10 protein-coding genes and 1 pseudogene are annotated in these 13,054 nt (G+C 69.0%); 9 read left to right on the top strand and 2 right to left on the bottom strand.

Annotated features, from left to right (window positions below; translation table 11 throughout):
• The first annotated feature begins 198 nt into the window (after window positions 1-198).
• The 8 genes and pseudogenes from ACZ434_RS30025 (at window position 199) to ACZ434_RS29990 (ending at window position 8,552) form a co-directional block, all read left to right on the top strand.
• On the top strand, window positions 199-675 hold the full coding sequence (locus ACZ434_RS30025; protein ID WP_468461358.1) for a helix-turn-helix transcriptional regulator: 477 nt from the start codon (window positions 199-201) through the stop codon (window positions 673-675).
• Window positions 676-739: 64 nt separating this feature from the next.
• Window positions 740-1,189 carry a hypothetical protein gene (locus ACZ434_RS30020; protein ID WP_468461356.1) on the top strand — a complete coding sequence of 150 codons (450 nt, stop codon included), beginning with the start codon at window positions 740-742 and terminating at the stop codon, window positions 1,187-1,189.
• Entirely contained in the window at window positions 1,186-1,539 is a 354-nt protein-coding gene (locus ACZ434_RS30015; RefSeq protein ID WP_468461354.1) for a transcriptional regulator, read from the top strand. The genes ACZ434_RS30020 and ACZ434_RS30015 overlap by 4 nt, the downstream gene beginning before the upstream one ends.
• A 263-nt stretch (window positions 1,540-1,802) precedes the next feature.
• Window positions 1,803-2,654: a DUF4158 domain-containing protein gene (locus ACZ434_RS30010; protein WP_468461352.1), complete on the top strand. Its 852-nt coding sequence runs from the start codon at window positions 1,803-1,805 to the stop codon at window positions 2,652-2,654.
• A 478-nt stretch (window positions 2,655-3,132) separates the two neighbouring features.
• Window positions 3,133-4,835, top strand: a pseudogene (locus ACZ434_RS30005) (transposase).
• 88 nt (window positions 4,836-4,923) lie between these two features.
• Window positions 4,924-5,553 (top strand): TetR/AcrR family transcriptional regulator, encoded by a 630-nt coding sequence (locus ACZ434_RS30000; RefSeq protein WP_468461350.1) that lies wholly within the window; start codon window positions 4,924-4,926, stop codon window positions 5,551-5,553.
• A gap of 53 nt (window positions 5,554-5,606) precedes the next feature.
• Window positions 5,607-7,691 carry a HelD family protein gene (locus tag ACZ434_RS29995; protein WP_468461348.1) on the top strand — a complete coding sequence of 695 codons (2,085 nt, stop codon included), beginning with the start codon at window positions 5,607-5,609 and terminating at the stop codon, window positions 7,689-7,691.
• Between the two features lie 171 nt (window positions 7,692-7,862).
• Window positions 7,863-8,552: a recombinase family protein gene (locus ACZ434_RS29990; RefSeq protein WP_468461346.1), complete on the top strand. Its 690-nt coding sequence runs from the start codon at window positions 7,863-7,865 to the stop codon at window positions 8,550-8,552.
• 67 nt (window positions 8,553-8,619) lie between these two features.
• Here ACZ434_RS29990 and ACZ434_RS29985 read toward each other — a convergent pair whose 3' ends face one another.
• Window positions 8,620-9,189: a maltokinase N-terminal cap-like domain-containing protein gene (locus ACZ434_RS29985; RefSeq protein ID WP_468461344.1), complete on the bottom strand. Its 570-nt coding sequence runs from the start codon at window positions 9,187-9,189 to the stop codon at window positions 8,620-8,622.
• Window positions 9,190-9,672: 483 nt separating this feature from the next.
• On the opposite strand from ACZ434_RS29985, the gene ACZ434_RS29980 reads away from it, so the two are divergent.
• A complete protein-coding gene (locus ACZ434_RS29980) occupies window positions 9,673-9,885 on the top strand; it encodes a hypothetical protein (RefSeq protein WP_468461342.1) in 213 nt (70 codons plus the stop codon).
• 176 nt (window positions 9,886-10,061) lie between these two features.
• Here the strand turns inward: ACZ434_RS29980 and ACZ434_RS29975 are convergent, their stop codons facing one another.
• Complete coding sequence (locus ACZ434_RS29975; RefSeq protein ID WP_468461340.1) at window positions 10,062-12,824, bottom strand: tetratricopeptide repeat protein; 2,763 nt, start codon at window positions 12,822-12,824, stop codon at window positions 10,062-10,064.
• Window positions 12,825-13,054 lie beyond the last annotated feature (230 nt).

Raw genomic sequence — 13,054 nt, 5'->3', positions numbered from 1 at the left:
AACGAGAGCATGGACGCCCTCTACCTCGATGCCCCAACCGTCCTACCCGCCACGTCAGACGACTGATCGCCTACACCACGACAGGGGACATGACCACCGGTGGGGAAGTCGCAAACAGCACTCCCTGGTCGCGAGGATCACAGACGTCCTCACAGCCCGGACGATCCAGCCGCCCCTGCCTGAGACGAAGAGGAACCGATGACAGGCGCACCTCTGGTCCACAACCCCGCAATCTGGGAGCACCTCCCGAACGCCAGGCTCAAAAGCACGGCGCGCGACGTGTTCGACGTCCTCACCGCACGGCAGAGCCCGGGCGGCGCGGTCCGGATCACCCAAGCGGAACTGTCCGAGCGGCTGGGAATCAGCCAGGCCGCCGTGTCCCGGGCCGTCGGCGAACTGAAGGACGTCGGCATCCTGGAGGGCCGTACGAAGCGTGGAGCGCTGCGTATTCACCCGTTGCTGGCCGGCTACGAGTCGGCAGCCCACATGATCAACAGCATCTCCGACCCGGATACGTACCTGTGGCCCCTGCGATACGAGTCAGGGGTGCGGCCGCCACGCAGATCCGACCCCAGGGTGGGCACGATGTTCGACCCCAACCCCGACCCCGACGGTGGCGAGGACGCACCTCTGCCCGAGGCACCGCCGACACCGACACTTCGGCTCGCGGGCTGACGCCCCCTGCGTCCAAGCCGCCTTTGAGTTGCCATGTCGGCAAGTCATCATGTAGCTTTCCAACATGGAAAGTGATGCACTCGACCCACGGTCAGCACTCGACTCCATCCACCGAGCCCGGAGCGGGGTGAGCGAACGCGCCGGTTCGCCGTCGTGGTTCCACGTCGGGCTCGGCGTGCTCGTCGCCCAGCAAGCGCTGGTGAACGGCCTGCTCGGCGGCGCCTGGACGATCCCCTCGTTCGCCGCTCTCGTCGTCGGCGCCGCGGTGCTCGTGGCGCTCGCCCGCCGCACCACGGGCATCACCGTCGCCGGCCCGCGCGGTCCAGGCAGTCAGCTCCTGATGGCGGCGCGCACCGTGGTCGCGCTGGCGGGCATCTGGGGAGCGGCGCTCATCAGCAGCGGCGCCCTCATCGCGCTCGTCGCCGTCGCCTCACTCCTCGCGACGGCACTGCTCGGGATCGCGTACGACACCGCACTCCGCCGGGACATCGCCGAAGGGCACACCGCCGCATGACCGCCGAACCCAAGTTCGACGAGGTCATCCACGCGCCCAACAGACTGCGCATCTGTGCCGCGCTCGCACCCACCTCGGAAACCGAGTTCTCGGTGCTGCGCGAACTGCTCGAGGTCTCCGACCCCGTCCTCAGCAAGCACCTGCGCACACTGCAGGAAGCCGGCTACGTCACCACCACGAAACCGACCGGACGCGGCGGACGAGTCCGCACCTGGGTCACTCTCACGCCCCAAGGACGGCGCGCCCTCCAGTCCCACATCGCGGAGCTGCACCGGCTCACCGACCACCTGCTCGCCGCACCGACCGCACCGGCCGACCACTCCACGACGCCAGGACCGGACCCTGCATGATCATGAGCCGCAGCCCACGGGGCCGACCCCTCACACCCATGACGCCGTGACACGAGGAAGGACGCGCCTGCCTGCCCGCGTCCCGGGGCCGGTCCAGGCCCCGCCACGACGACGAAGCCGAAGCCGAAGCCGAATCGGGGTGCCGGTAAGAACGCTGTCACCAGCCGCAAACGGTGGTGATCTTGTGGGGGTGTCACCCGCGCGGGTGAGTCCGGGGTCGTACAGCTGCGTGGGGTGATGCCCCGAGAGGATGATCGGCGACCGTGGCCCGCACCCCCTTGGACCTGGACGACCTGGTCGAGCACTGGACGCTGTTGAAAGACGAGCAGGAGCTCGCGTCCGGCAAGCGCGGTGCGACGCGACTGGGCTTCGCCGTGTTGCTGAAGTTCTACACGCAGTACGGCCGGTTTCCCCGGAGCCGGGCAGAGCTGCCGGGCGAGGCGGTGGAGTTCGTCGCCCGGCAGGTGCAGGTGCCCGCGTCCGAGCTGGACGCGTACGAGTGGAGCGGTCGGACGGTCGAGTACCACCGTGCGCAGATCCGCGGGCACCTGGACTTCCGTGAATATAGTGTCGCGGACGCGGAGAAGCTGACCGGCTGGCTCGCCCAGCACGTTGCGTGCAAGGAGCGGCGGCCGGAGCAGGTGCGGGTGGAGCTGCTGGCCCGCTGCCGTACGGAGTGCATCGAGCCGCCGACGGCGAGGCGGTGTGACCGGATCGTGGGGGCGGCGCTGCGGGCTGCTGAGGAGACTCTGACGGCGCGGATCTCGGCGCGGCTCACGGTGGAGAGCACCGAGCGGATCGTGGCCCTGGGCCGGCGCCGACCAGGAGGACGACGCCGAACCCGGCGACGCCGGGACTGGCGAGGGCGAGGACGGACCGCCGGTCCTGGGGAAGATCAAGGAAGCGCCGGGCAACGTCAGCCTGGAGACGATGCTCACCGAGATCGACAAACTGCTTGCGGTCCGCGCTATCGGGCTTCCGCCGGATCTGTTCACGGACGTCGCGCCAAAGGTGGTGGCCGGATGGCGGGCGCGGGCCGCGGTGGAGTCGCCCTCCCATCTGCGCACGCACCCGCTGCCGTTGCGGGTGACGCTGCTGGCCGCGCTGCTGCATGAGCGGGAGCGGGAGATCACGGACACGCTGGTGGAGCTGCTGATCTCCACGGTGCACCGGATCGGGGCGCGGGCGGAGAAGAAGGTCACCGAACAGCTGATCAACGCGTTCAAGAAGGTGTCGGGCAAGGAGAACATCCTCTTCAAGCTCGCCGAGGCGTCGATCGGCGAGCCGGAGGGCACGGTCCGCGAGGTCGTCTACCCGGCCGTGTCCGGCGGGGAGCAGACGCTGCGGGAACTGGTGCACGAGTTCAAGACCCGCGGCCCGGTCTACCGACGCACGGTGCAGACCACCTTGAAGGCGTCCTACACCAACCACTACCGGCGCGGGCTGATCAAGCTCCTGGACGTGCTGGAGTTCCGCTCGTGCAACCACACCCACCGGCCCGTGATCGAGGCCCTGGCGCTGGTGGCCCGGTACGCGGCGGCGGGCAACACCACGTACTACCCGCTGGGCGAGACCGTGCCGGTACACAAGGCGATGGGCGGGGACTGGGCCGAGGTCGTCCACCGCACCGACAAGCGCGGCCGACGCCGGGTGGTGCGCATGGTCTACGAGGTCGTCACCTTCCAGGCTCTGCGCGACCAGCTCAAGTGCAAGGAGATCTGGGTCGTCGGCGCCGACAAGTGGCGCAACCCCGATGAAGACCTGCCCCAGGACTTCGCCGAGCGGCGCGAGGAGAACTACCGCGAGCTGCGCAAGCCCCTGGATGCCGCCGTCTTCGTCGACGAGCTGCGCGAGCAGATGACCACCGAGCTGACCCTGCTGAACGACCGGATGCCGCGCTTGAGCTGGCTGGACATCGCCGAGCGGAAGTCCGGGGCGATCCGGCTCACGCCGGCCGAGGCCCAGCCAGAGCCGCGCAACCTGCGCAGGATCAAGAACGAGGTACAGCGCCGGTGGGGCACAGTGCCCCTGATCGACATGCTCAAGGAAGCGGTGCTGCGGACCGGCTGTCTGGACGCGGTCACCTCCGTCTCCGGCGGCGGCAGCCTCTCGGCGGAGGTCCTGGCCGAACGCCTGCTGCTGGTCATCTACGCCTACGGCACGAACACCGGGATCAAGGCCGTCGCCTCCGGCGGCCACGGCCACACCGAGGACGAACTGCGCTACGTCCGCCGCCGCTATCTCTCGGCGGAGGCCGCTCGCGTCATCGCCGTGAACATCGCGAACGCCACCTTCGCCGCCCGCAGCACCGACCTGTGGGGCCAGGGCTCGACCGCGGTCGCCTCCGACTCCACCCACGTGTGCGCCTACGACCAGAACCTGTTCACCGAGTGGCACTCGCGCTACGGCGGCCGCGGGGTGCTCATCTACTGGCACGTGGAGAAGAAGTCCCTGGCCATCCACTCCCAGCTGATCAACTGCACCGCTTCCGAGGTCGCCGCGATGGTCGAGGGTGCGATGCGGCACGGCACCACGATGGACGTCGAGGCCAACTACACCGACAGTCATGGCCAGTCGGAGATCGGGTTCGGGATCACGAGGCTGCTGAACTTCGACCTGCTCCCCAGGATCAAGCGGATCAACAAGGTGAAGCTGCACCGGCCGGTGGCCGGCGAACCGGATGCCTACCCGCAGCTCACCCCGGCGCTGACCCGGCCGATCCGCTGGAACTCATCGCCCAGCAGTACGACCAGATGATCAAGTACGCCACCGCGATCCGGACCCGCACCGCGTCCACCGAGGCGATCCTGCGCCGCTTCACCCGCAACGCCTCCCACCCCACCTACGCGGCCATGCTGGAGGTCGGCCGCGCCGAGAAGACCATCTTCGTGGCCCGCTACCTGCGGCTGCGTGACCTGCAGCGAGAGATCGAGGAGGGCCTGAACGTGATGGAGTCCTCCAACGGCGCCAACTCCGTCATCGCGTACGGCAAGGGCGGGGAGATCGCCTCCAACCGGCGCGACGAGCAGGAGATGTTCGTGCTGTGCCTGCGCATCCTCCAGTCCGCCCTGGTCTACGTGAACACCCTGACGCTCCAGGACATCCTCGGCGAACCGGAGTGGGCCGACCTCCTCACCTCCGCCGACCGGCGCGGCCTGACCCCGTTCTGGTCGCATGTGCGTCCGTACGGTGAGGTCAACCTCGACATGGACGCCCGCTTGAAGCTCGCCGCGGCCACCATACCTGGCCCGCGCGCCTCAGCAGACGTCGAGGACGGCACGGCATCGCGAACGTGATCGCGGCCTACACCCTCCCGGAACGTGAGCAGGACGAAGCCGAGCAGGCGTGACAGGGTACGGCTGGTCGCTGCGTACGCTTTCTGGCATGAGCGACGTGGGCGGGCTACGCGAGCGCAAGAAGCAGAAGATGTATCAGCGGTTGTCGGATACGGCTATCGGGCTCTTCCTGCAGAAGGGCTTCGAGCAGGTGACCGTTGCTGATGTCGCGGCGGCCGTCGACATCTCCAAGCCGACGCTCTTCCGGTACTTCCCGGCCAAGGAGGACCTGGTTCTGCACCGGCTGGCCGACCACGAGGGGGAGGCCGGCAGGGTGGTCGCACAGCGCCCAGCCGGACACTCTGCGCTGGAGGCGCTGCGACGCCACTTCCTGGACGGGCTCGCCCGGCGCGATCCGGTGACCGGTCTGAACGATGACGCCGAGGTGCTCGCCTTCCACCGGCTGCTGCACGGGACACCATCACTGTTGGCGCGCCTGCACGCTCATGTGGAACGGGACGAAGCCGCTCTTGCCGATGTCCTTGGCGGCGAAACCGGCGGTGGCGTCCAAGCGCACCTGGCCGCCGGGCAGATCGTCGCCGTCCAGCGCATCCTTGCGCAGGAGAACTGGCGTCAAATCACAGCAGGCCACAGCGCGGACGCGCTCTATCCCGAGGCCGTGGCAGTGGCTCAGTCCGCCTTCGCGCAACTCGGGGCTGGACTGCCGCACCTTGCCTGACCTCACATCGCAACCAGGTAAAAAACGTTACTCGGTTGCATTATTGTTGGGGGATGCCACACTCCGACTCCGTACTCAGTGACGCCCTGACCCGGGAACGCGCCTACCACGGCGCATGCCGAGCGGCGCTGAAGGCCATGATCGACGGCGCGCAAGAGCAGGTGGTCGTCGGTGAGAACGCCTCCGCATCCGGCGCCGACGCCGAAGTACTCGGCTACCAGTTGCGCAGCCAGGCCAAGGAACTTCGGGAGCTGCCCGAGGGCCCGCTGTTCTTCGGACGTCTCGACTTCGCCCGAAACCCCCAGGCCGCCGGCGACCACGCAGGGCAGGAGTACCACATTGGCCGTGTGCGCATCGCGCACGATCCGTCCGCCCCACCGCTGGTGGTCGACTGGCGCGCGCCGGTGGCGCGCTCCTTCTACCAGGCAAGCGCCCACAACCCTCAAGGCGTCGCCGTCCGGCGCCGCTTCGGCTGGTCGCCTGCCAGCCGCGGCGACTCGGCCGACCTCACCGGCCTGGAGGACGAACACCTCAGTGAGGGCGAGGCGCGGGAGAGCAGCATCGTCGCCAGCGAGATCGAGCGCCCCCGCATCGGTCCCATGCGCGATATCGCCGCCACCATCCAGCCCGAGCAGGACGACCTCGTACGGGAGAACCTCACTACGTCCCTCTGCGTCCAAGGCGCCCCGGGCACGGGCAAGACCGCGGTCGGACTGCACCGCGCCGCCTACCTCCTCTACACCTATCCGCAGCGCATCCAGCGCAGCGGAATGCTGATCCTTGGCCCCAACCGTGCTTTCCTCTCCTACATCTCCCAAGTCCTGCCCGCGCTCGGCGAGACCGGCGTGAGGCAGTCCACCCTCGACGACGAGATCGCCCGCCACCCGGTCTCGGTGCAGGACAGCGACGCCGCGGCGATCGTCAAGCACGACATCCGCATGGCAGAGGTCCTGCGCCGCGCGCTCTACGCGCGAGTCAGCACAGAGGCGGCGCAGCCGCTCGTACTGCCGGACGGTTCCTACCGCTGGCGTGTAGCCGCCAGCGAACTGGAGAAGATCGTCGGGGACGTGCGCACCGAGGAAATCCCCTATGCCGTGGGGCGCGAACGCGTGCGTACCCGCATCGTCCGCGCCGTTCAGCAGCAGGCCGAGCGCCGCGGCGGTCCCCGCACCCATACCTGGGCACAAAAGATCTCCCGGGCACGCCCGGTCACCACCCTGCTCAACGCCATCTGGCCCGCCGTGCAACCCGAGCAGCTCCTCGCCGACCTGCTCACCCATCCGGACACTTTGGCCGCCGCTGCCGAAGGCGTCCTCGACGCGGACGAGCAGAAGACCCTCCTGTGGCCCAAGCCCCCGCGCTCCGCCAGGTCGGCCCGCTGGTCGGCGGCCGATCTCGTCCTCCTCGACGAACTCGCCGGCCTGATCGAGCGACCCGGCGGTTACGGGCATGTCGTGATCGACGAAGCGCAGGACCTGTCCCCCATGCAATGCCGCGCCATCGCCCGCCGCTCATCCTTCGGATCCGTCACCGTCCTCGGGGACCTCGCCCAAGGCACCACCCCCTGGGCCGCACGCGACTGGCCGCAGTTCCTCACCCACCTGGGGAAGCCAGACGCCATCGTCACCCCGCTCACCACAGGATTCCGCGTCCCTGGCGCCGTCGCCGAAGTCGCCAACCGCCTGCTGCACCACCTCGACGCGGACGTGCCACCCGCCCGATCCCTGCGCCGTGACGGAGAGGTGAGCATCGAGACGACCCACGACACGACCGCCGCGACAGTCGCAGCCGTGAGCACAGCGCTGGAGCACGCAGGCTCCGTCGGCGTCATTGCAGCCGACGCCGAAGCACCGAAGCTCCACCGCGCTCTCATCGCGGCCGGGATCCCGGCATCCGGACCGGACACTCTTGGAGCCCGCCTCACCGTCGTGCCGGCCTCCGCCGCCAAGGGACTGGAGTACGACCACGTCGTGGTGGTCGAGCCCTCAGCCATCGTCCAAGCCGAGCCCCGCGGCATGAACCGCTTGTACGTGGCCCTCACCCGAGCGGTCTCCCGCCTCCACATCGTGCACTCCGCACCACTGCCGCTCGCGATCCGGCCCTTGGAGTCACGGCACATCGAACGGCTGACGTCCTGAACACCGAGCACACCCAGGACTTCCGGTGTTGATCTATCAACCGATTGTTGAGCAAGATCAGTAAGCGGCGGCGCGCGGCCGGATCGACGTCGGATCATGCCCATCAAACGGTGTCAGAAAGTCGATGTGCTCAAGAACATGAGGGGCACCGTTTTCTGTACGATCTGGCGGGTGCAGCCACCACAGGACGACGACACCGCCGATCTCCTCGCCCCCGTACCGGCCGTACGAACCGGCGGCCTCGTGGGATACGCACGCGTGTCCACCAAGGGGCAGTTGCTCGACCGGCAGATCCACGCACTCACCGAAGCAGGGTGCATCCGGATCTTCGCCGACAAGAAGTCCGGCAAGAACGCCGAACGCGAGGAACTGTGGAAGGCCCTCGACTACCTGCGCGAGGGTGACACCCTCGTCGTCCCGTCGCTGGACAGGCTCGGCCGTTCTATCCAGGACCTCATCGCGATCGTGTTCGGCCTGCGCAAGCGTGGCGTCGGCTTCTCCTCGCTGCACGAGGCGCTCGACACGACGACGCCCGGCGGACGCCTGGTGTTCCACGTGTTCGCGGCCCTGGCGGAGTTCATCCGCGAACTCATCGTGCAGGGCACCAACGAGGGCCTGGACGCCGCTCGCGCCCGCGGCGCCCGACTCGGCCGCCCGCCGGCGATGGCGGAGGAGCAGGTACGCCATGCCCGCGACCTTCTCGCCCACCCGGAGAACACCGTTACCTCGATCGCGAAGCTCATCGGCGTCTCCAGGAACACGATCTACAACTACGTGCCCGAGTTGAAGGGCGGTCGCCTCGCGCTGGCTGAGGCGACGAGCACGCCGGAACTGCCCCAACCCACCAGGTCCGAGGACTGATCACCGCCGTTTGCGGCTGGTGACAGAGTTCTTACCGGCACCCCGAATCCCGCCGATCGATCACGCCTCAATACGCACCCTGGGCCGAGGCGACGACGCTCTCGGCGTGCGTCCCGTCCGGACGCTGCCAGGACGCGACGACCGTCCCGGACACGTCGGCGGACACGGGATGAGGGAGCACCCGGTGGACCATGGGGACCGCGGTTCCGAGGTCGGCGACGCGGACCCGTACGGACGGGTCCGGGGTATCGCTTTCGTTCTGCGCCTGCGCGACCGTCTCGCCGCGGAGCAGCGCGGTCAGGCAGGACACCAGCACGGGGTCGTGAACGCCGTCGTAGACCCAGCGCGTCCCGAGGACGCCGTGCTCGGACGTCCCGATCAGCGCCTCGTCCATGCCGTCGAGCGGAGCCCCGCGATAGGTCAGCGGCACCAGGTAGGCGCCCGGCTCGTCCGACGAGGCATCGGTGACGATCATGAACTCGATGCCGACCTCCCCCTCCGGGTCGTCCAGACGGAAGCCGCCGGCCTTCGCGAGGTCCGCCTCCGGTCCGCCCCGATACCAGGGCTGGGTCGGCAACCACTCGGCGAGCAGCTCCGTCTTGCTGGGGCTCATCGTGGTGTGGTGGATGACGGCCACTGCGACTCCTCGGATCAACGCCCAATGAACCAGGATCATTTCATGCTCTCGGTGGTCGACCGGCGTCCAGGACGTCACCCGTACGACCCGGTGATCACGACTCGATACGTGTCCTGGTACCAGGCCGTAGCCTGCCCGGTGTGAGTGACGGCATCGCGTGGATGGGCGCGCGCCACCACACGCGTTCCCCAGCGGTGCCGGGCATGCTCGGCGGCACCTCGCTGACCCTGGTCCGAGGCGTGGAGACAGACGAGTTCCTCATCAACCTGGGCGCCGACCTCGACGAGCTGGCCGTGCGCACCCGTGCAGGGAGCTGCGCGCACCGGCCGGGCAGTCGGGCCGGCCCTCGCCCCACCTCAGCCGCGCGATGTACGGCAGGTACGGTGAGTGGACGTACGTGCTGGAGGACTGGGGCATGGCGACCGGGCTACCGGGGCGACCGGCTACCGGGGCGAGGTCGAGTCAATGCTTCCCTGCGAGGGTGTGGAGACCGATGCCGCCCTCAGCGCGACGGGCGCGGTGTTCCCGTCGATGACTGAGGCCGGTGAGGCCGAAGTCGTCGCATACGTCGAGGAGCATGGCGAACGCCTGCCCGAGCTGGTGTCCACCGCCGTGGGGGCCTGCACGGGCGTGACCATCGACCAGGGCGCCGTGAAGGCCGGTGACCTTCCCGGCGTCCTCATCGCCCCGGCCTGACCGTCTGCCGCGCGAATGAGGCCGGCCCCCGCTCCGACCACAGGGTGAGGATCACCGGCTGACGGCGGCCGATGCTGTACGTGCAGGTACCGACGTCATTCCTCCGGGGTGTCCACGTCGCCGTACTCGACGGCACCTGGGCCGACTGCTCAGCGAGCTCAGAGGCAACGGCGGGGTCAGTCGTCCCTCGCGTCTGCGTCTCCTTGGTCATCAGGTCCGCCGTTGACCAGGCGCCCCCGGTCCGTCCAGTAGGCCAAGTACTCGTGGGTGGTGCCAATGTCCGGATGACCGGCACCCAGCACCCGTACCTGGTCGGCGAGGACGGCGGTGAGAGCTGTCGCCGCGGCGACAGGATCTCCCGCTTCGCCCTGCCACCGGGCCAGGTTACGCCGGGTGAGAAGCGTTGCCGGATGCTCTGGGCCCTGTACCCGGACCCGGTCCCGCAGGAGGGTTTCGTAAGCGGTCACCGCACCCTGGGGGTCGCCCAGTTCGCCTTGCCAACGGGCGAGGTTGTGACGTGTGGTGAGCGTGTCGGGATGGTCGGGGCCGACCACTCTCAGATAGTCGAGAAGGAGCGCTTCTGTCTCGACTGCCGCAGCCTCGATGTCCCCCGCTGCGCCTCGCCAGTAGGCCAGATTGTTCCGGGTGGTGAGATTGTCCGGGTTGTCGGCACCGAAAATCTCCAGCCGGTCCGACAGGAGACCGGCGAAGGCATCGGCGGCGCCGGCAGGGTCGCCTGCCGCACCCCGCCAGCGGGCGTGATTGTGCCGGATGGCCAGGGTGTGCGGGTGCCGGGGCCCGAGTATCCGCAGGTAATCTGCGAGCAGAGCGGCGAAGGCGTCGGCAGCACCGCTCGGGTCACCCGCCGTCCCCTGCCAGAAGGCCAGGTTGCTTCGGGTGGCCAGGACATCGGGATGCTCTTCACCGAGCACCCTGGTCCGGTCGGGCACCAGGGCGGCGTAGGCCGTGACCGAACCGGCCGCGTCTCCGGCCACACCACGCCACTGCGCAAGGTCGTACCGTGTTTCCAAGGTGTCGGGATGCCCTGGGCCCAGAATTCGCAGGCGAGCAGCAAGCACTGCCTCGGCTTCCTGAATCGCGCCCGCCGTGTCACCCGACTCCCCCTTCCACCGGACCAGAATGGCGCGGGTGGCCAGAGTGTCGGGATGGTCGCAGCCGAGGGTGCGAACCCGGTCAGCGAGCACGGCCTCGGTGACACTGACAGCACCTACCGCGCCCTCAAAACGGCCCTGCCAGAAAGCAAGCGCATGACGGATGCCGAGGGTGTCCGGATGGACGGAGCCAAGGACCCGTACCGCGCGCTCCGTCACGCGTCGGCAGTGGCCGAGAGCGGCGGCGACCTGCCCGGATCGACCCAGGCTGTCGCCCAGGCGAAGGAGAATCGGGTGGATGCCGGCCGAACCGCACAGCGCGTCCTCGGCACTCGAAGCCAGAGACGCCGCGTTCGCCCTCAACGCGGTCGCTGGCGCGCTCTCCCGCTCGATATCAGGCCATACGTCCGTCAGTGCATCGGCCGCGGCACGGGCTGCGCGGGCCAGCTGGTCCGGACGGAGGGTGTCGCGGGTGGCGCGCTGGACGAGTTGGTGGACTCGGACTGCCAGGTGGGGATCGCGCGGTGCGTGGTCCAGGAGATTGAGCCGGTGCAGAACTCGAAGCGCCCGCAGGGCGTCCTGCTCGAGGACCGAGGCTCTCGGTACGGGCCGGGCACCGCTCGGTGCCCGCTGGGCGCTGAGATATTCAAGGGCCGGCTTGCTGGTGAGAACGGTCTGTGGGATACCGGTGCTGTCGAGCAGTGAGGCCAGGTACAGCACGGGGCGGGCGAGACCCGCCGGTTGAAGCGTGTCGGAGCGTTCCACCGAGAGGGACCAGGCGGCGGCCAGCGGCAGGGACTGATCGTCGGGCAGCACGTCCGGCGCGGTCTCTGCGAGCGTCACGGAGCGGTCGGTGAGCAACCGCCGGTACTCGGCCACGGACTCGTCGGAATCGACCAGGTAGGCGACCGCCTGGGCCATAGCCAGAGGCAGTCGACCCAAGTCCTCTGCAAGCGAACCCAGTTGCTGATCCGACTCATGCCGGTCGTATCCAGCCAGCGACGCCTTCAGATAGCAGAGCGCTTCCTCGGCGCGGAACAACCCGACCTCAAGGGTACGGCTCCCCCCTCCGGAGAGTGCTGCGTCCCGACGCCGGGTCGTCACCACCGTGCGGCCGGAGGGATGGTCGGGCGGTCGCAGCCCACGCAGGTCTTCGGGATCGTCCAGGCCGTCCAGTACAACCAGCCACCGGCACACCCTGGACCTCGGCTTCGGCGCCAGCCACGCCAGAAAGGCTCTGGCGGCCACTTCGGGATCCACCGGATCAGCCCGGCACAACTCCGTGCCGGCTTGCGCGTACGCCTCGACGATGGACTGCCGGCTGCCGGCGGACACCCATACCAGCACGTCGAGACCATACTCGGGACGCGTGTCCTGCCATGCCGCGCGGGCGTACTCGGCAGCGAGCTGGGTCTTGCCGACCCCGCCCATGCCGGTCAGCACCTGAGTGGTGACCGTGGTCCGGGGGTCCTCGAAACCCCGACGCAAGGAGTCAGCTGCCGCACGCTGTTGCAACGCACGGGCCGTCGGCGGGACCACCCCCACCTGATGCGGCCAAGGCGCGGGCTCCCGGGGAGCCGACTGCACGGTCAGCGAGCCGATGTATCCCGTGTTGGCGATGCCGCCTGAGGCGGCGGTGGCCTTCCCTGTCCGCGAGACCCGGATGGGCGCTCGGGTGCTGTTCTGGCCTCCGGATGCCGTGCCCTGGTAGCCGGTGACGGCAGCACCCGCGGATGAGGCGGTCGCGTCGCCCGTGTCGGTGACCGTCACCTCGGCGACGGCCGGGTGGTCGTCAGGAGACCGTCCGTCCTCTTCCTCATGCCCCATCGGGAAAGCTCCCTCGTCCGGTCCGCTGTGACCGAGCGGGCCGTCAGTCGTAGGAGATTCCGCTGTTGGCGGTCCCTCCGTCGCTTGCCGTGGCTGTACCGGTACGACTCGCATCGGCGGAACCGCCACCCCGGCCCCCGGGGCGCCTGACACCCGTGTTCGCCGCACCCCCGCTGGTGGCCCGTGCCTCACCGGTGTGACTCGCAACGTCATTCGACGAGCCGCCCACA

The sequence above is a fragment of the Streptomyces sp. NPDC030893 genome (genome assembly GCF_055571535.1).
The sequence above is the reverse complement of the archived record's forward strand: the minus strand, read 5'-3'. Positions and strand labels throughout refer to the sequence as shown.